Annotated in this window: 22 protein-coding genes; 17 read left to right on the plus strand and 5 right to left on the minus strand. The window is 61.4% G+C overall.

The features are described 5' to 3' along the window. Nucleotides 1–246: 246 nt before the first annotated feature. From ACFE70_RS01520 to ACFE70_RS01535, 4 genes are all read left to right on the plus strand, one after another. Nucleotides 247–1,818: a PglZ domain-containing protein gene (locus ACFE70_RS01520; protein ID WP_375415941.1), complete on the plus strand. Its 1,572-nt coding sequence runs from the start codon at nt 247–249 to the stop codon at nt 1,816–1,818. A 56-nt stretch (nt 1,819–1,874) separates the two neighbouring features. Beyond that, on the plus strand, nt 1,875–2,309 hold the full coding sequence (gene tsaE / locus ACFE70_RS01525) for a tRNA (adenosine(37)-N6)-threonylcarbamoyltransferase complex ATPase subunit type 1 TsaE (protein WP_375415942.1): 435 nt from the start codon (nt 1,875–1,877) through the stop codon (nt 2,307–2,309). A gap of 104 nt (nt 2,310–2,413) precedes the next feature. Further along, nucleotides 2,414–3,640 (plus strand): alanine dehydrogenase, encoded by a 1,227-nt coding sequence (locus ACFE70_RS01530; protein WP_375415943.1) that lies wholly within the window; start codon nt 2,414–2,416, stop codon nt 3,638–3,640. Nucleotides 3,641–3,734: 94 nt separating this feature from the next. Beyond that, nucleotides 3,735–4,448: a GIY-YIG nuclease family protein gene (locus ACFE70_RS01535; protein WP_375415944.1), complete on the plus strand. Its 714-nt coding sequence runs from the start codon at nt 3,735–3,737 to the stop codon at nt 4,446–4,448. A gap of 35 nt (nt 4,449–4,483) precedes the next feature. Here the strand turns inward: ACFE70_RS01535 and ACFE70_RS01540 are convergent, their stop codons facing one another. Next, nucleotides 4,484–4,774, minus strand: a complete 291-nt coding sequence (locus ACFE70_RS01540; protein ID WP_375415945.1) for a hypothetical protein — start codon at nt 4,772–4,774, stop codon at nt 4,484–4,486. A 303-nt stretch (nt 4,775–5,077) separates the two neighbouring features. Between ACFE70_RS01540 and ACFE70_RS01545 the strand changes: the two genes are divergently transcribed. Continuing rightward, nucleotides 5,078–5,521 carry an antitoxin Xre/MbcA/ParS toxin-binding domain-containing protein gene (locus tag ACFE70_RS01545; RefSeq protein ID WP_375415946.1) on the plus strand — a complete coding sequence of 148 codons (444 nt, stop codon included), beginning with the start codon at nt 5,078–5,080 and terminating at the stop codon, nt 5,519–5,521. 26 nt (nt 5,522–5,547) lie between these two features. Then, a complete protein-coding gene (locus ACFE70_RS01550) occupies nt 5,548–6,003 on the plus strand; it encodes an RES family NAD+ phosphorylase (RefSeq protein WP_375415947.1) in 456 nt (151 codons plus the stop codon). 101 nt (nt 6,004–6,104) lie between these two features. Here ACFE70_RS01550 and ACFE70_RS01555 read toward each other — a convergent pair whose 3' ends face one another. Both ACFE70_RS01555 and ACFE70_RS01560 read right to left on the minus strand, forming a co-directional pair. Beyond that, entirely contained in the window at nt 6,105–7,031 is a 927-nt protein-coding gene (locus ACFE70_RS01555; RefSeq protein ID WP_375415948.1) for a flavin reductase family protein, read from the minus strand. A gap of 39 nt (nt 7,032–7,070) precedes the next feature. Next, nucleotides 7,071–7,637, minus strand: coding sequence for a hypothetical protein (locus ACFE70_RS01560; RefSeq protein WP_375415949.1), 567 nt, complete (start codon nt 7,635–7,637; stop codon nt 7,071–7,073). 105 nt (nt 7,638–7,742) lie between these two features. Between ACFE70_RS01560 and ACFE70_RS01565 the strand changes: the two genes are divergently transcribed. From ACFE70_RS01565 to ACFE70_RS01615, 11 genes are all read left to right on the plus strand, one after another. Continuing rightward, nucleotides 7,743–8,165, plus strand: coding sequence for a hypothetical protein (locus ACFE70_RS01565; protein ID WP_375415950.1), 423 nt, complete (start codon nt 7,743–7,745; stop codon nt 8,163–8,165). A gap of 167 nt (nt 8,166–8,332) precedes the next feature. Further along, nucleotides 8,333–9,958: a hypothetical protein gene (locus ACFE70_RS01570; RefSeq protein ID WP_375415951.1), complete on the plus strand. Its 1,626-nt coding sequence runs from the start codon at nt 8,333–8,335 to the stop codon at nt 9,956–9,958. A gap of 47 nt (nt 9,959–10,005) precedes the next feature. Further along, nucleotides 10,006–11,529, plus strand: a complete 1,524-nt coding sequence (locus tag ACFE70_RS01575) for an MFS transporter (RefSeq protein ID WP_375415952.1) — start codon at nt 10,006–10,008, stop codon at nt 11,527–11,529. A gap of 166 nt (nt 11,530–11,695) precedes the next feature. Further along, the gene (locus tag ACFE70_RS01580) at nt 11,696–11,908 is read left to right on the plus strand and encodes a hypothetical protein (RefSeq protein WP_375415953.1); all 213 of its coding nucleotides are present in this window, start codon (nt 11,696–11,698) and stop codon (nt 11,906–11,908) included. A gap of 100 nt (nt 11,909–12,008) precedes the next feature. Further along, nucleotides 12,009–14,936 (plus strand): ATP-binding protein, encoded by a 2,928-nt coding sequence (locus ACFE70_RS01585; RefSeq protein ID WP_375415954.1) that lies wholly within the window; start codon nt 12,009–12,011, stop codon nt 14,934–14,936. Nucleotides 14,937–15,024: 88 nt separating this feature from the next. After that, nucleotides 15,025–15,402 (plus strand): response regulator transcription factor, encoded by a 378-nt coding sequence (locus tag ACFE70_RS01590; protein ID WP_375415955.1) that lies wholly within the window; start codon nt 15,025–15,027, stop codon nt 15,400–15,402. A 124-nt stretch (nt 15,403–15,526) separates the two neighbouring features. After that, on the plus strand, nt 15,527–17,443 hold the full coding sequence (locus ACFE70_RS01595; protein WP_375415956.1) for an AMP-binding protein: 1,917 nt from the start codon (nt 15,527–15,529) through the stop codon (nt 17,441–17,443). Between the two features lie 204 nt (nt 17,444–17,647). After that, a complete protein-coding gene (gene acs, locus ACFE70_RS01600; protein ID WP_375415957.1) occupies nt 17,648–19,555 on the plus strand; it encodes an acetate--CoA ligase in 1,908 nt (635 codons plus the stop codon). A gap of 23 nt (nt 19,556–19,578) precedes the next feature. Continuing rightward, a complete protein-coding gene (locus ACFE70_RS01605) occupies nt 19,579–20,172 on the plus strand; it encodes an imm11 family protein (RefSeq protein ID WP_375415958.1) in 594 nt (197 codons plus the stop codon). 81 nt (nt 20,173–20,253) lie between these two features. After that, nucleotides 20,254–20,496 carry a hypothetical protein gene (locus ACFE70_RS01610; protein WP_375415959.1) on the plus strand — a complete coding sequence of 81 codons (243 nt, stop codon included), beginning with the start codon at nt 20,254–20,256 and terminating at the stop codon, nt 20,494–20,496. After that, entirely contained in the window at nt 20,486–20,818 is a 333-nt protein-coding gene (locus ACFE70_RS01615) for a type II toxin-antitoxin system PemK/MazF family toxin (protein ID WP_375415960.1), read from the plus strand. Before ACFE70_RS01610 ends, ACFE70_RS01615 begins: the two co-directional genes overlap by 11 nt. A 98-nt stretch (nt 20,819–20,916) precedes the next feature. Here ACFE70_RS01615 and ACFE70_RS01620 read toward each other — a convergent pair whose 3' ends face one another. After that, the gene (locus ACFE70_RS01620) at nt 20,917–21,477 is read right to left on the minus strand and encodes a hypothetical protein (protein ID WP_375415961.1); all 561 of its coding nucleotides are present in this window, start codon (nt 21,475–21,477) and stop codon (nt 20,917–20,919) included. Between the two features lie 24 nt (nt 21,478–21,501). Next, entirely contained in the window at nt 21,502–22,656 is a 1,155-nt protein-coding gene (locus ACFE70_RS01625) for a zinc-dependent alcohol dehydrogenase (RefSeq protein ID WP_375415962.1), read from the minus strand. Nucleotides 22,657–22,694: the final 38 nt, after the last annotated feature.

Below are 22,694 nucleotides of genomic sequence, written 5' to 3' on the forward strand. Positions count from 1 at the left end.
GTTGGATTACTGCGCCCCTCGCCACGCAAGAAGACACAAAATATTGTGCCTCTACAATATTTTATTAAAGTAACGCTATCAGCGCCTCCAAATCTAACCTCAGTCCCAGCAACCCCGGCCCGCTTCCTGCGGTAAAGCTACGGCCGCATCCTGGCGGCGGGGCACTAACTATCCAGCCCGCGCCGTTAAGCCGTTTCATTCCTTTCCCTACCCCCCTTCGCCCGCCGAAAGCCGGCGCTCCCGCCTATGCAACGCTACTCCATCCTGTGGGCCGACGACGAAATTGACCTTCTTAAGCCACACATTCTGTTTTTAAAGGAAAAAGGCTACGACGTAACGCCCGTTAATTCCGGCGCCGACGCCATCGAACAAATTCAGGAACAGACCTACGACCTGGTTTTTCTCGACGAAAATATGCCCGGCCTCACCGGCCTCGAAACCCTGGCCGAAATCAAGTCGGCGCGCCCCACGGTGCCCGTCGTGATGATTACCAAGAGTGAGGAAGAGCACATTATGGAAGAGGCCATCGGCTCGAAAATCGCCGATTATTTAATTAAGCCTGTTAATCCCAGCCAATTGCTTTTATCGGCTAAAAAAGTGCTGGATAATAAGCGTTTGGTGAGCGAAAAAACCAATTCCGGCTATCAGCGCGACTTCCGTCAGCTCGGAATGCAATTATCCGACCGCCTCAGTCCCGCCGAGTGGGCCGAAGTATACAAAAAGCTGGTGTACTGGGAGCTGGAAATCAACGAAACCGAAGGCAAAAGCATGGCCGAGGTTTTTAATATGCAGAAGGACGAAGCCAACACGTATTTTGGCCGCTTTATCACTGAGAATTACGAAGACTGGGTCAATAAGCGGGATAAAGACGCGCCGCTCATGTCACATGAGCTATTTCAGAAGCGCGTGTTTCCACTGCTCAAGGAAACCGGCGACCAGCCCGTCTATTTCATCCTCATCGACAATCTGCGCTACGACCAGTGGAAAATTCTGGAGCCTATTCTCACTGAGCTATTTACGGTGGACAGCGAGGAGATGTACTACAGCATCCTGCCCACCACCACGGCCTACGCCCGTAACGCCATTTTCGCCGGCATGATGCCCGGCGATATTCAGAAGAAATACCCCAATCTCTGGGTGTGGGACGAAGATGAAGAAGGCAAGAATCTGAACGAGTCGGAGTTTATGGAAATTAATTTCCAGCGCAATAATCAGAAGCACAAACATTCCTATCACAAGGTCACGAACCTGCAGGCGGGCAAGGATTTGCTGGGCAAGATGACGAATCTGCACAACAATTTCAAGTGCAACGTCATCGTCTATAATTTCGTGGATATGCTCTCGCACGCCCGCACCGATATGGCCATGATTCGGGAGCTGGCGGCCGACGAATCGGCCTACCGCAGCATCACGCGCTCCTGGTTTCTGCACTCGCCCTTATACGAAATGATGCAGCAGATTGCCGAGAAGAAAGGCAAGCTCATCATCACCACCGACCACGGTACGATTCGCGTCAAGCGCCCGTATAAGATTGTGGGTGACCGCAATACGAACACCAACCTGCGCTACAAGCACGGCAAAAACCTGGGCTTCGACGACTCGCGCGACGTGTACGTGGTGCGCAAGCCGGAGAGCATTTTCCTACCCCGCGAAAACGTAAGCACCGCCTACGTCTTCACGCTCGGCGACTATTTCTTCGCCTATCCCAATAACTACAACTACTACGTGAACTACTACAAGGATACGTTCCAGCACGGCGGTATCTCGCTAGAAGAAGTAATTATTCCCTACATCACGCTCACGCCGAAAGGAGCGTAGTGCTAAATTTGCTATTCATAAAAAAGCCGCTTTATCAAAGCGGCTTTTTTTGCGCTATGGAAAACACATTTAATATTAGCAGCCTTGCCGACTTGCCCGCCGCCGCTGCGTGGCTCAAAGGGCAGATTGACGCCGCCAACTGCGCTATCGTGGCCTTCAAGGGCGAGATGGGCGCTGGCAAAACCACGCTCATCCGGGCCTTGTGCGCGGCGATGGGGGTAGGGGATGAGGTGAGCAGCCCCACATTTGCGCTCGTGAACGAGTACCGCGACGGCGCCAATCAGCCCATCTATCACTTTGACTTCTACCGGATTGAGACGCCCGACGAAGCTCTGCGCATGGGCGCCGCGGAGTACTTCGATTCTGGTTATCTTTGTCTGATAGAGTGGCCGGGGCGAATTGAGTTGCTGCTCCCCTCACCCCGGCTGCTCGTGCAACTCAGCGTGACGGGCCCGGAATCGCGGCAGCTACACGTATCACTTACTCATTAAAAACTATCATTTAGCAAATTATACCGAATAGAGAGTGACTGAGTTTAGTAGCTCGTAAGCTGTTACTGTTCACTGATAACTGTTAATTGATAACTGAAATTTAGATGGCGGAACAAGTACCCTCTGGATTCGAGTCGCTGGCCACGAGCCGCGCCTATTTCACCCAGGAATCCATGCTGGCCGTGGAAACGCGCAAGCGTAAGCTCTTCATCGGCCTGCCCCGCGAAACTTCGCTCCAGGAAAACCGACTCGGCCTGACGCCCGAAGCCGTGCAGCACCTCGTCAGCGAGGGCCACGAAGTGGTGCTCGAAGCCGGCGCCGGCGCGCCCAGCAAGTTCGCCGACCACGCCTACTCCGAGGCTGGCGCCACCATCGCCTACTCGGCCGAGGAAGTGTACAAGGCCGACGTGGTGCTGAAAGTGGCCCCGCCCACGCTCGATGAAATCGAGCACTTCAAGGCTGGCCAAACCTTAATTTCGGCCCTGCAATTTGGCTCGCTCACGCCCGAGTACATCGCGGCGCTGACGCGCAAGAAAATCAACGCCATCGGCTTCGAGCTGATGAAGGACCCGAGCGGCGCCCGCCCCGTGGTGCGCGCCATGAGCGAAATCGCGGGCTCAACGGTCATGCTTATCGCCGCCGAATACCTGGCGCGCTCCAACGAGGGCAAGGGCATCATCCTGGGTGGTATCACGGGCGTGCCGCCGTCGCAGGTCGTCATTCTGGGCGCCGGCACCGTGGCCGAGTACGCCGCCCGCGCCGCCACCGGACTCGGCGCCGAGGTGAAGGTGTTTGACAACCACCTCTACAAGCTGCGCCGCCTCAAGCACAACCTGGGGATGCAGCTCTACACCAGCACCTTAGATACGTTTGCCCTGAGCCAGCAAATCCGCCGCGCCGATGTCGTCATCGGCGCGCTGCACGCCGAGGACGGCCGCGTGCCGTTCATGGTGCCCGAGGAAATGGTTGCCAGCATGGCGCCCGGCTCGGTTATTATCGACGTGAGCATCGACCAGGGTGGCTGCTTCGAGACCAGCGAGATGACCAGCCACAGCAACCCCGTGTTTCGCAAATACGACGTGGTGCACTACTGCGTGCCCAACATCGCCTCGCGCGTGCCCCGCACCGCCACCAACGCCTTGAGCAACATCTTCACCCCCATCCTCCAGGAAATCAGCCAGCAGGGCGGCATCAACGAGGTCTTGTTCACGAACGAGAATTTCCGCAGCGGCGTGTACATCTACCGCGGCTCGCTCACGAACGCAGCCATCGCCAAGCGGTTTAACCTGCGTTACAAGGAACTGGGGCTGCTGATTGCAGTTAGGAATTAAAGTGTATTGTGAATATTTTAGTGGAAATTGCAATTTTCATCATCCAAGTACATACTCGACTAGAGGGCTATTACAAGTCCATAAAAAGTGAAGTATGACAAAAGAATTTATTATTTCAGAAATTATTAGAACTGCTGAGACCAATGGCGGGAAACCGTTGGGTAAACAACGGTTTTATCAAGAAACTGGTTTGAAAGAATCCGATTGGTATGGCAAATATTGGGCTAGATGGGGTGACGCCGTAGGAGCCGCTGGGTTTGAACCTAATGTATTAAATCCTGCATTTGATTCAGACTTCATCTTAAAAAAACTTGCCGAGCTAGTTGCAGAGTTGAGCCGATTTCCTTCGTCAGGAGACTTACGAATTAAGGCTACGAATGATAAAAGCTTTCCAAGTCATAATAGCTTCAATCGTTATGGTAGCAAATCCGCGCTGATAGCAGCCTTTAAAAAATATTGTGCTGAGAATAATGCTACTATTTTACTACAATATTGTGGTGCAGAATCCAGTGAAGTGATAGAGCTGTCAAATGACAGTAACCCTTCTGAGCAAAATGGAAATGTGTACTTGTATAAATCGGGTAAACATTACAAAATTGGTAGGACTAATAATCTTGAAAGACGAGAAAGAGAAATTAAGCTTCAATTACCATTAGAGGCAGAACTTGTGCACAGAATAGCAACGGATGATGCTGTTGGAATTGAAAGGTATTGGCATAAACGTTTTGCAGATAGAAGGCTAAATGGTGAATGGTTTAATTTGACATCCGCTGATGTAAGAGCTTTTAAACGGCGAAAATTCATGTAGCTCTTCTTGAAACTAGAGCCCTAACTGCCGCGAGTTTAGCTCATGCTCACGCCGGTTTTACCGTTGAGCAGGTCGCTGAACCGGCTGGCCGGGATGCCGAGCAGTTCGGCCATCTGCTTGCGGTTGAGCTGCCGGTTGAACATCTCGATTTCCAGGCGGCCGATGAGCGTGTTGGGGCGCACCGGGCCGTGGCCGGCCTTTATTTCATAATCATCCAGTGCTTCGGCCAGTGTGGCAATTGGGCCGGTTACCTCTGGGGTTTCGGTGATGAGCTGCTTTAACTCTAACAGGGCGACTTGGTAGTCAGTGGCGGTGCGGATTTCCATTGGGAGAGGTCGGGGTGAGGTTGTAAAACTCAGGTAGGAACGAGGTAGAGACGCGATACTTCGCGTCTGCCCGCGTTGGCGCCGGTCAAGGGGGTAGGGAATTGGCAATGGTTAAGGTCAGTGAGCGAAAGTAGAGACACAATATTTTGTGTCTTTGGCGTCAGAACGATTACTGCTTATCAGTTGCTGTTCAACTCGTCCCATGACTTGGAGGCTGCCAGCCTATCGGAACGAAAAGTAAATTTTCCCGTTTCTACGGAAAGTATTCCCATCTTTGGGAAAGCTTTGCAATTTCCTACCCCCATGCCTGCCGCCATCACCGCCCCAACTGCCATCTACTCGCCCGCGCTGCTGAGCTTGGAGCGCGTGGTGACCGACAGTTTTGCCCTCGTGATGGAGGCCCGCACCGGCGTGCTCGCCAAAACAGCCTTCGACGTGGCGGGCGTCTTGCAGCTGCACGCCGACGAGCTGGCCGACCTGCTCAACACCACCACCAAAACCCTGCGCACCTACCGCCAGGGCAAAAAGCGCCTCAACCCCACGGCCAGCGAGCAAGTGCTCAAGCTGCTGGCCCTGGCCCGGCGCGGCGAAGAGGTGTTTGGCGACTCGGCCGCGTTCCGGCGCTGGCTCAGCAAGCCGGCCTACGGGCTGGGCGGGCAGCCGCCGCTGGCCCTGCTGCAAACCAGCGGCGGCATTGATTTAGTGGCCGAGGAAGTGGGCCGCATCGCCTACGGCGACCTAGCTTAGCGCGGCGGCTGAGTTGACCCGCCCGCATGGAAGTGTACCGCATCTGCCTGGCCAAATACGCTGGCGCCCTTGTGGCGTCGGGTTACCCGGCGCGCTGGAACCGGCGCGGACAACTCGTGATTTATACGGCTGGCAGCCGGGCGCTGGCCTGCCTCGAAAACGTGGTGCACCGCAGCGGTGAGGGCCTGGCGGACCATTTTAAGGTGCTGCGCATCACTTTTCCCGACGACTTAGCCATCGAAGAATTGACCTTGGCCGAGCTGCCGGCCGACTGGCAGCGGCCCGAAAACTACGCCCGCTGCCAGCCGCTGGGCGCTGCCTGGTACGAGGGAACCCGGGCGGCGGTACTGCGGGTGCCCTCGTCCATCATCGCCCACGAGGTGAACTACGTGTTCAATACCCGGCACCCGGATTTCGCGCAAGTGCGCATTGCGGGGCGTGAGGACTTCGCGTTTGACCCCCGGATTAAGGAGTTATCCTGACGTCAGGACCCCACGCCCCGGCTCCTCTCTGCTTGATGCGCAGAATCCGGCGGGAGAAGGTGCCAGGGCGTGGGGTTGCCACGCGGTGGGCGACTAGGCGCTTACCTTCCGCTCAGCAGCAGCACCTTCCACGCGTCCAGCAGCTTGCCTTCGTCTAGTAGCTGCCGGCCCAGCAGCGTCAGCTGCTTCTGCCGCTCCGGCGCATCGTCGCGGTATTTGTTGAGCACGTAGGCTACCAGCGGCTCGGCCCTGGCCGCTTCGACGGCCTCAGCGGGGGGTAGGGATTCGCGCTCAATATTGCCCAGGCGGCCCAGGTGGTTGCCGCTCAGGTGCTCGGAGTGGCGAATATGCTCGGGAATTTCGTCGATGCCGATGCCCATCTTGCGGTTGGGCTTGGGCACCTCAAATAAGCTTTCGGGCGTGATGCGGGCGTACCAGTCGCCGCCGAGCCGGGCCACGGCATCGAGCTTGAACGGGTCGATGCCGGCGCCAGTGGGCAGCAAAATATCCTGCCGGAAGTGGGCCCGCACCACGCGGCACACCACGAGGTTGCCGGCCCCATTCTCCTGGCCCAGCTCTATCACCTGCTCCACCACGCATTCGAAAGCGGCCGGCGCCTCGGCCACGCGCGGCGGGCGCACCACGTCCGAGGCCAGCTCGGTGAGGCCGGCTTTGGTGAACTCGTTCACGCCGCGCGCATACTCAACGCTGGCCAGCGACATCTGCTCGACCAGGGCGAAGTCGCAGATGTTGATGACGACTTCGGGCACCTGGCGCACGTTTTCCAGCGTGTGCTTTTGGGAATTGTCGCGCACGCGGTTGGCGGGCGAAAACACGAGGATGGGCGGGTTGGAGCTGAAGGCGTTGAAGAAGCTGTACGGACTCAGGTTCACGCAGCCCGTCCTATTAATCGTGCTGGCGAAGGCGATGGGGCGCGGGGCCACGGCGCCCACCATAAACGGGTGCCACTCCTGCGGCTTAAGGTCGGCGGGGGTGAGGGAGTGGAAGGCGGGCGGGGGGGTAGGCATGGGGTGGGAGAATTGACGCTATAAAACTACCTCACCAGCTTATTCAGGGGCTTGGCCTACCCATACCCACCCTACCTGAACGGCGATGCACGTCTCCCCATCCAGAGTCTTGAATTCCCAGTGCGGTTTGCTTGACGCCCAAGTACCGCGCTCCGCAAACTCATCGGCCCAGAATGCTTCTACCTCGGCGTGGCGGACCCAACGCAACGCTGCTACTCCTGGTAGTTCTTGATATTCAACCGGTAGCGGAGTATTTTCCGCTTCGCTAAAAATACCTTCGTACCGCGTTTTTCTTTCGCTAATGCCTGCTACCAGTTGCGACTGACCAAAACGGGGCTCGAATAGCCAGACTGCCAAATAAAATTCAGAATGAAAAGAAGCTAACTCTTTGTGCCACTGCTGAAAATCAGCTAGCAGCCGGCTAACCCAGAGCTTTCGGAAGGCCAGCGGGGGCTTGTCATATACATTCCAAGGACTCAGACCTAATTTCTCCCGGTCATACTGATGCTGCTCAATCATGGAGCGGCTTAGCATTTCCGGGATAGCTGCCTGCCGCTGATGGTCGCGCCAGTGCCGCCGTAAGCCGCGAACTCGTTTTTCCCTCATTCTCAAAGCTAAAGGCCAAGAGTTCAGAAACCAGCATATTTGCTAATCTGCCATATATTTGCTAAACAGCCATAGCTTCCGCGGCGCCTGCTTATACTCTCGCTTATGCCCGCCCTTGCCTGCCCCAAATGCGACGCCATCGACGCTACGAAAAGCGGCATCATCGCCGGGCGGCAGCGCTACAAGTGCCGCAACTGCGGCTACCATTTCTCGGTGGCGAAGGCCGGGCGCGAAGTTGATAGCTACTACGTTATCAAGGCCTTGCAGCTCTACATCGAGGGCGTGAGCTACCGCGAGATTGAGCGCCTGCTGGGCGTGAGCCACGTGAGCGTGATGAACTGGGTTAAGAAATATGGTATGAAGGCGCCGCGCCAAACCGACTATCATCCGACCTATAAAATTCTCAATCAAAAGGAGTTAGCCGAGTTTTTTCAGAAGCCCGAAAACCTCAAGAGCACCGGCCTGGTCGTGACCGAGCTGGGCGATAAGTTCATGATGATACGCTGGGAGCGGTTTCGGCAGGGGTAGGGGGTAGGGGGTAGGAAAGGGGGGTGCGCGGCTATAGCCGGTTAGCAAAACGATAGCGGGGCGGGCCCAAGGCCGCCGGGAAAGTTGCTACTTGGCGGGACCAATGCCGCGCCGGCCGGCGCGGCGGACGGCCAGCTTCGCTTCTTTCTCACCCAATTCCCCACCTTATGCGAAATTCCCGCTACGCGCTGTCTTTGGGCGGCTTGCTGCTGGCCAGCACGGCCTTCGGGCAAGTGCCGACTACCCCGCCGCCACCGCCGCCCACGGACCCCTCGGCGCCAGCGCCTTCCAGCACCAACCCGCTGCCCTCGGCGCAGCCTACCCCCTCGGCGCCGGTGAGCCCGCCGGCCGGCAGCGCCGCCACGCCCACGCCCACCGAGTCGGTGCCCTACGGGGCGGGCATGAAGGTAAACCTCTCGCCCGACGGCTCCAAGTACCTGCGCTTTCTGACCTGGAGCCAAATCTGGACCCGCTACACCGAAAACAACACCGGTACGCTACGCGCGCCCGCCAAGCCGCAAAGCGACCAGATTGACTTCGCCCTGCGCCGCACTCGCTTTATCGTGCTGGCTCAGCTCAACCCGCGCTTCCTGGTGTACACCCACATTGGCATCAACAACCAAACGGCCGTGAGTGGGGGCGTGAACCCGGCCGTGGACGCCAAAAAGCCCCAGCTCTTCGTGCACGAGGCGGTAGTGGAGTACAAGCTCAACAACTACGTGAGCCTGGGCGCCGGGATGCACTATCAGAACGGCCTCTCGCGCCTAACCCGCGCCAGCACGGTCAACTTCCTCACGATGGACGCGCCGCTCACCAACTGGCCTACCATCGAAGCCATCGACCAGTTTGTGCGCGGCATCGGCGTCTATGCCAAGGGCCGCGTGAGCCGGCTCGACTACGCGCTGAGCATCAACGAGTCGTTCCTGACCAACCAGACCGGCGCCTTCAGCACGGCGGTGGGGCTGGGCGCCACGAGCGCCGCCACCGGCATCAACACGGGCCGCAACGTGGCCGAATACAACCCCCAGGGCACCAACCACATCTACCAGGGCTACCTGAGCTGGGAGTTTCTGGACCTCGAATCCAACCTACTGCCCTTCGCCGTGGGCACCTACCTGGGCACCAAGCGCGTGTTCAATCTCGGCGGCGGCTTTTTCTATAATGCCGACGGCATGGTCTCGCGCCCCGCCGGCAGCGTGCTGACGGCCGCCGCCACGACGGCGGCCACGGCGGCGGGCTTCGCCTCGTTCAACAACGCGGCCAATCAGGTGCAGACCCACGACATCGGCCTCTGGTCGCTCGACGCCTTTTTTGACACGCCGCTCAACAAGGAAACGGGCACAGCCTTCACCTTCTACGGGGTGTACTACAACTTCGACATGGGCCCCAACCACGTGCGCTACATCGGGGCCTCGAACCCCGGCTACGGCACGGCTATCCTGCGCGGCAACGCCGTGCCGCACTCCGGCTCCGGCCACGTGGGCTACGCGCAGGCCGGCTTTCTGCTGCCTAAAAACCTGTTCGGCCCCAAGCTGCGGGTGCAGCCCTACGTCGACCAGCTGCTGGCCGGCTACGATGGCCTGCGCAAGGCTGATGGCGACAAGCAGCTCGTGCGCATCTTCGACGCCGGCGCCAACTTCTACATCGACGGCCATAATGCCAAGTTCACGCTCAACTACCGCGCCCGGCCCGACTTCACGAACCAAACCGCCACAACCGACGGCGGCGGCGCGCGCGTGAACGGCGTGAACTACCGCCCCGAAATCACGCTGCAAACCCAGGTTTTTCTGTAAGCCAAGCGCACTTCCTACCCACCTCTTCACTTAATCCAACCCAACCTATGCAACCCAGCATAAATCCGGCCTACGCGGGCGCGGCCACCGCGGGCGTCAACCCCGAAGTGGCCCACGACAACAACTCGACGCCGACCAGTAAAATCTGGCAGGTGATAACGGCCTCCTCGGTCGGGACGGTGATTGAGTGGTACGACTTCTACATTTTCGGCCTGCTGGCTACCATCATCGGCCCCGTGCTTTTCGGCTCGAAGGGCAAGATTGAGGATACCCTGCTCGGCGCGCTGGCCGTGTTCGGCGCGGGCTTCCTGGTGCGGCCCTTCGGGGCCGTGTTCTTCGGCCGCATCGGCGACATGATAGGCCGCAAATACACGTTCCTGGTGACCTTGCTGCTGATGGGCGGGGCCACGTTCATCACCGGCCTGGTGCCGGGCTACGACAGCATCGGGCTGGCCGCGCCCGCCATCGTGGTGGTGCTGCGCCTGCTGCAAGGCCTGGCCCTGGGCGGCGAGTACGGCGGCGCCACCACCTACGTGGCCGAATACGCCCCCGACCAGAAGCGCGGCTACTACACCTCCTTTATTCAGATTACGGCCACGGCCGGCCTGTTTCTGGCCGTGCTCGTGATTCTGGCCACCCGCAAAATCCTGGGCGAGGACGCCTTCAAGGAGTGGGGCTGGCGCGTGCCGTTCCTGCTTTCGGGCCTGCTCATTATTGCCTCCTACTATATCCGCCGCAAGCTGCACGAGTCGCCGCTGTTTGCCAAGGCCAAGGCCGAAGGCAAAACCTCCACCAACCCGCTGCGCGAGTCCTTTGTCAATCCGGTAAACCGCCGCCTGGTGCTCATCGCCTTGTTTGGCGCCACTATGGGCCAGGGCGTGGTCTGGTACACCGGCCAGTTCTACGCTTACTCCTTCATGCTCTCCACCCTGAAGATGAGCATTGTGGACGGCGGCACCGTGCTCTGCGTTGCCCTGTTGCTGGCCACGCCGTTTTTTGTTTATTTCGGCAGCCTATCCGACCGCATCGGCCGCAAGCGCATCATCATGACCGGCCTTGTTTGCGGCGCCTTGTTCACCATCCCGATTTTCTACGGCCTGAAAGCCTTTGCCGGCCCGCTCACCGAGAAAACCGCCGCCGTGCCCGCCACCGTCGATGCCGCCGGCGCCGCCGTGGCCGCCGTGCCGGCCGTGATGCAATCGGCCTCGCCGAGCCTGCTGCCCATGATTGCGCTCACCTTCTGCCTGGTGCTGTTCGTGACCATGGCCTACGGTCCCATCGCTGCCTACCTGGTCGAGCTGTTTCCGACCAAGGTGCGCTACACCTCGCTCTCGCTGCCCTACCACATCGGCAATGGCGTGTTCGGCGGCTTCGTGCCCTACATCGCCACCTCGCTCACGGTGTGGGCCGCCACCCAGCCGGCGGGCACCTTTGCCAAGGAGCACAGCATCTACATGGGCCTGATTTATCCGGTCGTCATTGCCCTGCTCTGCTTCTTCATCGGCTCAGCCTTAATGAAGGACGTGCGCAACGTCAGGCTCATGGACGAGCAGCCCTCGGCCGCCGCTTAGCGTCCCTACCCCCCTGGCGCCATCAGGCCGCTAAAAGCCGCCGGTCCGTTGGGCCGGCGGCTTTTTTGGTTAAATTGAAGACCTCCTGCTTTTTACTGCCCCCGGTTCCTACCCTCGATTCCGCCGCGGTTTGTCACGTTTGCGGCAGCCGGTTTCCCTACCCCCCATGCTGCCCCTGCCCCCTCCCGAACGCGCCGAGCAGCGCCGCGGCCAGCGGCTGCTTTTCGTGACGGTGCTGTTTTTTCTGCTCTTCAACTACCCCTTGCTCAGCCTCTTCGACCACGATGGCCGCGCCTTCGGCGTGCCCGTGCTCTACCTCTACGTGCTGCTCACCTGGGCCGGGCTCGTGGCCCTCACCGGCTGGCTGGTAAGAAAATAAGTTATGAGTTATAAGTTAGGAGTTGTCGGCAGCCAACTCCCAATTCCAGGGGCATTAGTCAATTCATAACTCATAATTCAGAATTCATAACTCCCAAAACATGTCCCCGCTGCTCGTCATCGGCTTTTCGTTCGGCTACCTGGCTCTGCTCTTCGGCGTGGCCTACGCGGCGGAGCGGCGCTCGGCGGCGCGGCGCAGCCTGGTGAGCAACCCCTACGTCTACGCCCTGAGCATGGCCGTGTACTGCACCGCCTGGACGTTCTACGGCTCGGTGGGGCGGGCCGCCTCGTTCGGGCTGGAGTTCGTGGGCATCTACCTGGGACCCACACTTTTGGCGCCGGCCTGGTGGCTGGTCTTGCGCAAAATCATCCGCATCTGCCGGCAGCAGCGCCTGACCAGCATCGCCGACTTTATCTCGGCGCGCTACGGCAAGAGCGGCGCGCTCGGCGCGCTGGTCACGGCCGTGTGCGTGCTGGGCATCGTGCCCTACATCTCCTTGCAAATCAAGGCCATTGCCGCCTCGTTCGATATTCTGACGCAGCCCGTGGGCGCGCTGGCGGCCCTGGGGCCGGGCGGCGCGGCGGCCAACTCGGCCCTGTACACGACCGGGGCGCTGGCTTTTTTCACCATCATCTTCGGCATCCGCTCGGTGGAGGCTACCGAGCGGCACGAGGGCATGGTGCTGGCCGTAGCCCTGGAAAGCCTGGTCAAGCTCGTGGCCTTTCTGGCGGCGGGCGTGTTCGTCACCTTTGGCCTGTTTGATGGCTTCGCCGACGTGTTTGACAAGGCCGCCGCCGAGCCGGCGCTGGCCCAGCTCTTCACCCTGAGTGGGGCCGGCACGAGCGGGCCGCAGTGGCTGACCTTGCTTTTGCTCAGCGCCTCGGCCATCCTGCTCTTGCCGCGGCAGTTTCAGGTGTCGGTGGTCGAAAACGTCAACGAAGACCACCTGCGCAAGGCCATGTGGCTGTTTCCGCTCTACCTCATCATTATCAATCTGTTCGTGCTGCCCGTGGCCCTGGGCGGGCAGCTGCTCTACGCCGGCCGGGGCCTCGACGCCGACACCTTCGTGCTGGCCCTGCCCCTGCGCGCGGGCCACAGCTGGCTGGCTTTGCTCATCTACCTGGGGGGCCTCTCGGCGGCCAGCAGCATGATTATCGTCGAAACCATTGCCCTGAGCGTGATGGTGAGCAACCACCTGCTCCTGCCGGTGCTGCTGCGGCAGGGCTCGGTGGGCGGGGGGGGGGTAGGGGCCGGGGGCGGCCGGCCGGCCTCGCGCTGGTTTGCTTACCTGGGCCAGGCCGCCCTGCAAACCCGCCGCCTGGCCGTGGTGCTGGTGCTGGCCCTGGCCTACGGCTACTACGCCGTCGTGGGCCACGACTTGCCGCTCGTCAACATTGGCCTGGTCTCGTTTGCGGCCGTGGCGCAGTTCGTGCCGGCCGTGCTGGGGGGCTTGTACTGGCGCGGCGGCACCCGGCAGGGCGCCACGGCGGGGCTGCTGGCGGGCTTCGGGGTCTGGTTTTTCACGTTGGTCGTGCCCACGATGGTGGGGCCCGGCCGCTTGCCCGCGAGCCTGCTCAGCGAGGGGCTGTTTGGCTTAAGTGCCTTGCGGCCGTTTGCCTTGCTGGGGCTCAGCGGGCTCGATTCGCTCTCGCACGGGCTGTTCTGGAGCTGGCTGCTGAACGTGGGCCTGTACGTGGGCGTCTCGCTGGCCGGGCAGCTCACGGCCCTGGAAGAGCGGCAGGCCGAGGTGTTCGTGGCCGCGTTCAACCCGCGCCCCGACGCCGGCCCGGCCGGCTGGCGCGGCCCGGCCACGCTGCCCGACGTGCGGGCCCTGCTCACCGGCTTTCTGGGCAAAAAGCGCGCAAACCAGGCCCTGCGCGCCTTCGCCGACCGTTTTCCCGCCGCGCTGCCTGCCGCTGAGCTACCGGAAGGCGCCGCCGCCGAGGTCTCGCCCGCGCACACGCCTCATTTATTGGCTTACGCCGAGCGGCTGCTGGCCGGCTCCATCGGGCCGGCCTCGGCGCGGCTGCTGCTGGCCACGGGGGTCGGGGCGGCCGAGGAAATCAGCTACGACAACGTGGTGGGCATTCTCAAGGAAAGCCAACAGCTGCTCGAAGCCAACCGCCAGCTCCAGAAGCAGTCGCGCCAGTTGCAGCGCCTCACGGGCGAGCTGCGCGAAGCCTACGACCAACTCCAGGCCCTGGACCAGCAGAAGGACGAGTTTCTCTACACCGTCACCCACGAGCTGCGCACCCCCCTGACCAGCATCCGCGCGCTGTCCGAGATTCTGGCCGACAACCCCGACCTTGACGCCGACGAGCGCGCCCACTTCCAGGCCACCATCAGCAAGGAAGCCGAGCGCCTGAGCCGTCTCATCACGCTGGTGCTGGATTTAGAAAAGTTCGAGTCCGGTCAGGCCACGCTCGAAACCGAGCCCGTCTCGGCCGCACAGCTGCTGCCCGAAGCCCTGGAGGCCGTGGCCCAGCTCGCCCGCGAGCGCCACATTCAGCTGGAGCTGGCCGTGCCCGCCGGCCTGCCCGCGCTGCGCGCCGACCCCGACCGGCTAATGCAGGTGCTGGTCAACCTGCTCTCGAATGCGGTGAAAGCCTGCCGCGCCGACGGCACGGGCCGCATCCGCGTCGCGGTGGCGCCGGCGGCCTGGGCCGCCGAGGGGGGGGTAGGGAACCTGGCCCCGCCCGCCGCCGCGCCCGGCCGCGCCGCCGGAGTCCCTACCCCCCCCTCGGCGGCCAACGTGCGCATCAGCATCGCCGACAATGGCAAGGGCATCGCCGGGGAGTTTCACGAGCTGATTTTCGACAAGTTTTTTCAGGCTCGCAATCAGACCATGCGCAAGCCCGAAGGCTCGGGGCTGGGGCTGGCCATCAGCCGCAAAATCGTGGAAAGCCACGGCGGGCGCATCTGGGTCGAGAGCGAAGTGGGCCAGGGCGCGTGCTTCTGTGTGGAGCTGCCGGCGGCTGAAAGCAGGGAGAACGTCATGCAGAGCGCAGCGAAGCATCTCGCCCGCTGACTAATTAGCGGTAAACAACGATTGGATTACTTCCCCCAGCAAGATGCTTCGCTGCGCTCTGCATGATGTTCTCTTCATCCAGTATCCTATGAAAACGCCCCACATCCTCATTGTCGATGACGAGCCCAATATTGTCATGTCGCTCGAATTTTTGATGCGCAAAAACGGCTGCCAGGTCGGCATTGCCCGCAACGGCACCGAGGCCCTGGCTGCCATTGCCCACACGCCCTTCGACCTGGTGCTGCTCGACGTGATGATGCCCGACGTGGACGGCTACCAGGTGTGCCAGACCCTGCGCCAAAACCCGGCCCAGGCGCAGGCCAAAGTTATTTTTCTCTCGGCCAAAAGCAAGGAAGCCGACATTCGGCAGGGCTACGAAGCGGGCGCCGACTTGTATATTCCCAAGCCCTTCAGCACCCGCCAGCTCATGGAAAAAGTGCGCGAGCTGCTGGGCGTCGTGGCGTAGGGCGGACTTTGTAGTCCGCGTCCGCGCCCGCTGGCCGTTCCACTCGCGGACTACAAAGTCCGCCCTACTCCCTACTCCGCGCTACTCCCTACCCCGCACCCTACCCCCCTCCTCCCACCCCGCCATGAAACGTGCCTGCTCCTACGCCGCGGCCCACGCCGCCAGCCTGGCCGACCCGGCCGCCTTCTGGGCCGTGCAGGCCCGCGCGCTGGACTGGAAGACCGCGCCCATCCGGCCGCTGAGCCAGGAGGCCAACGGCCGCTACCGCTGGTTTGCGGATGGGGAATTAAACACGGCCTACCTCTGCCTCGACGCGCAAGTGGCCGCCGGCCGCGGCCAGCAAACTGCTTTGATTTACGACTCGCCCGTCACGAATACGCTGCGCACTTATACCTACGCCGAGCTGCTCGACCTCACGGCCCGCTTTGCCGGCGGGCTGCGCGGGCTGGGCGTGGAAAAAGGCGACCGGGTGATTATCTACCTGCCCAACCTACCCGAAGCCGTGGTGGCCATGCTGGCCTGCGCCCGGCTCGGGGCGGTGCACTCGGTGGTGTTCGGCGGCTTCGCCCCGCCTGAGCTGGCCGTGCGCATCGATGATGCCCGGCCCCGCGTGATTGCGTGCGCGGCGGGCGGAATGGAGTTTGACCGCGTGATTCCCTACAAGCCGCTGGTGGACGAGGCGATTGAGCAAGCCCGCCACCCGCCCGCCCACGTGGTCGTGCTTCAGCGCGATTTCGTGCGGGCTCGGATGCAGCCCGGCCGCGACATTGAGTATCAGGTGCTGCTGCAAGCCGCGCCGGTGGCGGCGGTGGCCGTGGCCGGCACGCATCCGCTCTACATCCTCTACACCAGCGGCACCACCGGCCGGCCCAAGGGCGTAGTGCGCGACCACGGCGGCCACGCCGTGGCCCTGCGCTACAGCCTGGAGGTTATTTATGACTTGCAGCCCGGCGAGGTCATCTTCACCGGCTCCGACATCGGCTGGGCCGTGGGCAGCTCCTACATCGTGTACGGGCCGCTTTTGCGGGGCTGCACTACGGTTTTGTTCGAGGGCAAGCCCGTGCGCACCCCCGACGCGGGCACGTTCTGGCGCCTGGTCGAGGACCATAAAGTGAGCGTCATGTTCACGGCGCCCACCGCCATCCGGGCCATCAAGAAAGAAGACCCGGCAGGACTTTTGGCGAAAAAATACGACCTGAGCAGCTTGCGCTACCTGTTTCTGGCCGGCGAGCGCTGCGACCCGGCCACGTATGAGTGGGCCGGCCAGGTGTTGGGCGTGCCCGTGATTGACCACTGGTGGCAAACCGAGTCGGGCTGGCCGATGCTGGCCACGCTGGTGGGGCTGGAAGCCATGCCGCCGCCCCGCGCCGGCTCGGCCGGCTTCCCCGTGCCCGGCTACGACGTGCAGATACTCGACGAGGCCGGGCAGCCCGTGCCGGCCGGCACCACCGGCCTGGTGGCCGTCAGGCTGCCCCTACCCCCCGGCTGCTTCCCGACCCTGTGGAACGACGACGCCCGCTTTCACGAGGCCTACCTGGCCGCCTACCCCGGCTACTACCTCAGCGGCGACGGCGGCTACCGCGACGCGGAAGGCTACTGCTACATCATGGGCCGCGTCGATGACGTGATAAACGTGGCCGGCCACCGCCTGAGCACCGGCGAGATGGAAGAAATTCTGGCCGCCCACCCCGCCGTGGCCGAGTGCGCCGTGCTGGGCATCGCCGACGAGCTGCGCGGGCAGGTGCCGGCCGGCCTCGTCGTGCTCAAAGACGGGCAGACGCTAAGCGAGGCCACGCTGGAGCAGGGGCTGGTGGCCCGCGTCCGGCAGCGCATCGGGGCGCTGGCCTGCTTCCGGCAGGTGCTGGTGGTGGCGCGCCTGCCCAAAACCCGCTCCGGCAAAATCCTGCGTAAAACCCTGCGGCAGCTGGCCGACGGCGAAGATTTTCCTACCCCCTCCACCATTGATGACCCCCTGATTCTGGACGAGATTCGGGCCGGGCTAACCCGGCGCGGCGTCGGGCGGGCGTTTGAGGGGGGGTAGGAAAGTCGGTTTGGCGCGGGGCTCTGCCCCGTGTCACTTGGTCGCCGGCCGCCGGCCGGTGGCCACAGCTACCTCACCACAACCTATGCGCGACCCTAGGCGCGCGTGCCGGCCGGCGACCGGCAACCAGGCGGCACGGGGCAAAACCCCGCGCCAATCGTTAGTAACCAACCCTTTTACTTCAATCCCTACCCCCCCCTCCCCATGCCCAACCGCATCCGCACGCTCGAAGAATACCACCAAGCCTACGACCACTCCGTCCGGGACCCGGCCGGGTTCTGGGCGGCCCGCGCCGAGCCCTTCACCTGGCGCCGCAAGTGGGACACGGTGATGCAATCCGACCTGGTCGGCGGCCACAACCGCTGGTTTGAGGGCGCCACGCTCAACATCACCGAGAACTGCCTCGACCGGCACCTGGCTACCCGCGGCAACAAGCTGGCCCTCATCTTCGAGCCCAACGACCCCAAGGTCCGCCACCTGCGCCTGACCTACCGCGAGCTGTACCAGCAGGTCTGCCAGATGGCTAACGTGCTGCTCAACAACGGCGTCGAGAAGGGCGACCGGGTGATTATCTACCTGCCCATGATTCCGCAGCTGGCCATCTCGGTGCTGGCCTGCGCCCGCATCGGCGCGGTGCACTCCGTGGTGTTTGCCGGCTTTTCGGCCAATGCCATTGCCGACCGCGTCAATGACGCCGACGCCGGCTTCGTGCTCACGGCCGACGGCCTCAACCGCGGCTCCCGCCAGATTCCGGTCAAGAGTGTGGTCGATGAGGCGCTGCTGAATTGCCCGTCGGTGCGCCGCGTCATCGTGACCGAGCACCTGGGCTGGCCCGTGCACATGCAGGAGGGCCGCGACGTCTGGTTTCACGAGGAAGTCGTGGACGTGGCCAAAACCTGCCCCGCCGAGGAGATGGCGGCCGAAGACCCGCTTTTCATTCTCTACACGTCGGGCAGCACTGGCAAGCCCAAGGGCGTGGTCCACAGCACGGCCGGCTACATGGTCTGGGCCGACTACACCTTTCGCAACGTGTTTCAGGTCGAGGAAAACGATGTGTACTGGTGCACCGCCGACATCGGCTGGGTCACGGGCCACACGTATCTGCTCTACGGGCCGTTGCTGGCGGGCGCCACGTCGCTGCAATTCGAGGGCGTGCCGACCTTCCCGAGCGCGGGCCGCTTTTGGGAAGTAATTGACAAGCACCACGTCACGATTTTCTACACTGCGCCCACGGCCATCCGCTCCCTGATGGCCACGCCGCTGGACAATGTGCTAAGCTACTCGCTGAGCAGCCTGCGCGTGCTGGGCTCGGTGGGCGAGCCGATAAATGAAGAGGCCTGGCACTGGTACCACCAGCACGTGGGCAAGGAGCGCTGCCCCATCGTGGACACGTGGTGGCAGACCGAAACCGGCGGGGTCATGATTTCGGCCCTGGCCGGCATCACGCCCTCGGTGCCGGCCCGCGCCGGCCTGCCGCTGCCGGGCGTGCAGCCGGTGCTGCTCAACCAGGAAGGCCAGGAAATCGAGGGCAACGGTCAGGAAGGCTATTTGGCCATTAAGGCGAGCTGGCCGGGCATCATCCGCACCACCTGGGGCGACCACGAGCGCGCCCGCCAGACCTACTTCGGGCCCTACCCCGGCTACTACTTCACCGGCGACGGCGCCCGCCGCGACGAAAATGGCTTATACCGCATCATCGGCCGCGTCGATGACGTGATTAATGTATCGGGCCACCGCTTCGGCACCGCCGAAATCGAGAACGCCATCAACCAGAACATTCACGTCGTGGAATCGGCCGTCGTCGGCTATCCGCACGACGTGAAAGGGCAGGGCATCTACGCCTACGTGATTCTTTCGGAGGAAATGCCGGAGCGCGACGCCGAAAAGCAAATCATCGAGGCCAGCATCATCGAAACCGTGGTGGCCGAAATCGGCAAAATCGCCAAGCCCGACAAGATTCAAATCGTGGCCGGCCTACCCAAGACGCGCTCGGGCAAAATCATGCGCCGCATCCTGCGCAAAGTGGCCGAAGGCGAAACCAGCAACCTCGGCGACGTGACCACGCTCCTGGACCCGGCCGTGGTGGAGCAGATTGTGGCCGGTCGCAAGTAGGCAAGGGGGTAGGGAATAATACAATGAGCCATTACTATTTTTCGCCGATTGACAGCCGTAGTATGGCTGTCGCTTGTGCTCCAGAAGATATTCCTGCTTCACACACGTTAATAGAGCCCATGCAAGGAATAAATAACTTGCCGTTCGAATTGATTTTAAAACGACTGGTTTTTAGTAGAGGTGCGATTAGAAAGTTCGACGATTTAGATAGCTTGAAGTACCTGTGGCTTGATTATCAGCCGAACAGTTTGGCTTGGCCAGTGCTGTCGGAGCGAATGCGGGAATTGATTGACCGTAATGCAACCGGCGAGGAAGGTATTGATTGGATATCAGTTATGATTCGGCGGGGCGAAGTGGAGGCGCGGCAGTATCATATTCTTCGGTTTAAGCAGCCAGTTGATGTTCTCAATCGAGAGCAAACTATTTTTGCTGGTGCTACCGATTTAATTGTTCGGCCAGCTTTCGACCAAGCGAAGGTTGCTAATCTGAGTGTGTTTTGTGCTCCAGAGCCATTTTGGCAAATTACATCAGGTATCTATGTGAGCGAGAAAATTAAACGCCAGGCAAAAGCGGAAAAGCTAATTGGGTTGCATTTTGAAAATGCCATAACAGTTTGACTTCATCTAACTTAGTAGTCCGGCGCGTAAAAACCAGTTCAGTGCGCCTGATCATTCTAAAGAAAATAAAACGTCATTCTCATGCAAGCTATATTCCTGAGTGCCCATTTTGACGGGGAGCAAATTCGGCTGGATGAGCCCTTTGAGCTGGCGCCCAATACCAAGCTCATCGTAACCGTCGTCTCGTCGGGGTCGCTGGACGAGGAGCGGGCCGACTGGTTTCGGCTGGCAGCCCAGGGCCTGGCCGCCGCTTATGGCGACGACGAGCCGGAATACACGGAAGCCGACATCAAAACTCCTAATCCCTTGTACGATGGTCGGTAAGCTCGTGCTGGCCCGGCTGCCCCAGGCTGATGACGAGTTGAAGACCCGCCCCGCGCTGGTGCTGCGGCAGCTACGACCATTCGGCGACCTGCTGCTGTGCAGAGTCAGCAGTCAGTTGCGCCAAGCCGTCGCTGGCTTTGATGATATCATCAGTCCCGATGACGCTGACTTTGCCGGCAGCGGACTGCGGCTGGCGTCCCTCATCCGGGTTGGCTACCTGGGCGTCGTGCCCGAACTTAAAATTGTGGGCGAGATGGGCGCTATCTCGGCTGAGCGCTACCGCCGGATATTGCAGCGGCTCAGCGACTACTTCAAGCCTTAGCTTGATGTGCAAATAAGTTGGATAGTAGCTGATATAAATATAAAAAGCGGCCGGGCACCATGCCCGGCCGCTTTTTTGTCCATTAGGAATCAGCAAGCCTACCCCCGTGCCGCGCTGCGAATCCGCAGATTCACCGGCCGCGACCCGTAGGTGCTCTTTTTGCTTTTGCTGCCCGACGAGAGCCAGGCAATGAGGCCGGCCGTGGCCAGGGCCGTGACAGTCAGCTTCACGACCAACTGCTGGGGTTTGTGCTTCCACTCGGCGTTGTAGCCCTTCTCGGCCCAGATGTTGGGCACGTGGCCATGCACGAGGTCATCGAGCACGCCTTCCACTACCTGTACCCGGTCGGCCACCAGCAGCGGCAGCCAGTGGCGGTAGCGGTTTTCGCTGTACTTGAACGCGAAGCGCCGAATCAGGCCGCTGAGCCCGGATGGCGGCACCGTGGTGCCGAACACGGCGGAGGGGCTAGCGCGCTCAATGGTTTGCAGCAGTTCCACATCCACAGGCTGCTGGGGCGGGCGCTCGTAGTTGCGCCCCGGCGTAGAGCCCTCGGCGCGCTCGTTCATGGGGTACACCGGGTTGTTGTGGGGGTCGGCGTCGATGCCCCAGCCCTTGATGTGGGCGAAATCCTGGGCGGTCTTCTGCGTTGTAGGAGTCATAGGTCAATGGCTTATTAAGCAGCCTTACATGCCGGCCGTGGAAGGAATGAGAACGGGCTTGATGCAGTTATCGAGCTTGCCGTAGAAAAGACGGTAGCCGTCGGCCACTTCTTCGAGCGGAATGCGGTGCGTAATCAGGCCCTTGGGATTGAGTACGCCGTTTTGCACGTGCTCGATGAGCCGGGGCAGCAGGCGTTTCACGGCCGTTTGGCTGGCGCGGATAGTCAGGCCTTTGTTGATGACGTTGCCGATGGGCACGAGGTTGTCGGTCGGCCCATACACGCCGACCACGGACACGATGCCGCCTTTTTTCACGGAGTTGATGGCCCAGTGCAGAGCCGTGGCCGAGCCGGCTTGCAGCAGCGTGCGCTTGCCGGTGATGGTTTGCAGCAGATTGCCGGAAGCCTCGGCGCCCACGCAGTCAATCACGCAGTCAGCCCCGAGAAAGTCCGTTTCTTTCTTGATGAACACCACCGGGTCGTCCATCTCCTCAAAGTTGTAAGCCTCGCACTGCGCGTAGTTGCGCGCGAACTCCAGCCGGTACTCGATGCAGTCGAGGATGATGACGCGGCCCGCGCCGAACAGCCAGGCGCACTTGGCCGCCATAATACCAACCGGCCCGGCCCCGAACACCACTACCGTGTCGCCCTTCTGGATGCCCGCCATTTCAGCGCCTTGGTAGCCCGTGGGCACTACGTCGGTGAGTAGCACGGCGTCGTCGGGGTCCATGCCTTCGGGAATCACGGTCGGCCCGAAGTTGGCGTAGGGCACGCGCACGTACTCGGCCTGCCCGCCGTCGAAGCCGCCGGCGGTGTGCGAGTAGCCGAAGATGCTGCCCACAGCCGAGGCCTCCGTGTTGGACTCCTGGCAGCAGCCGTAGAGACCCTGGTTGCAGAAGTAGCAGCGCCCACAGGCCACGTTGAAGGGCACGAGCACCTGGTCGCCCACCTTCACCTTGGTCACATCGGCGCCCACTTCCTCAATCACGCCGATAAACTCGTGGCCGAAGGTCGAGCCCACGCGGGTGTCGGGCACGTTGCCCTTGTAGAGGTGCAGGTCGGAGCCGCAGATGCAGGCCCGCGTGACGCGCACGATGGCGTCCTCGGGATGCTTGATTTCGGGCATGGGCTTTTGCACGGCCCGGACCCGGCGGGGCCCACGGTAATCCATTGCTAGCATAAAAAGTTGGCTTTAAAGGTGAGGAGGGGGGTAGGGGT

It is taken from the genome of uncultured Hymenobacter sp. (genome assembly GCF_964243305.1).
Lineage (GTDB): Bacteria > Bacteroidota > Bacteroidia > Cytophagales > Hymenobacteraceae > Hymenobacter.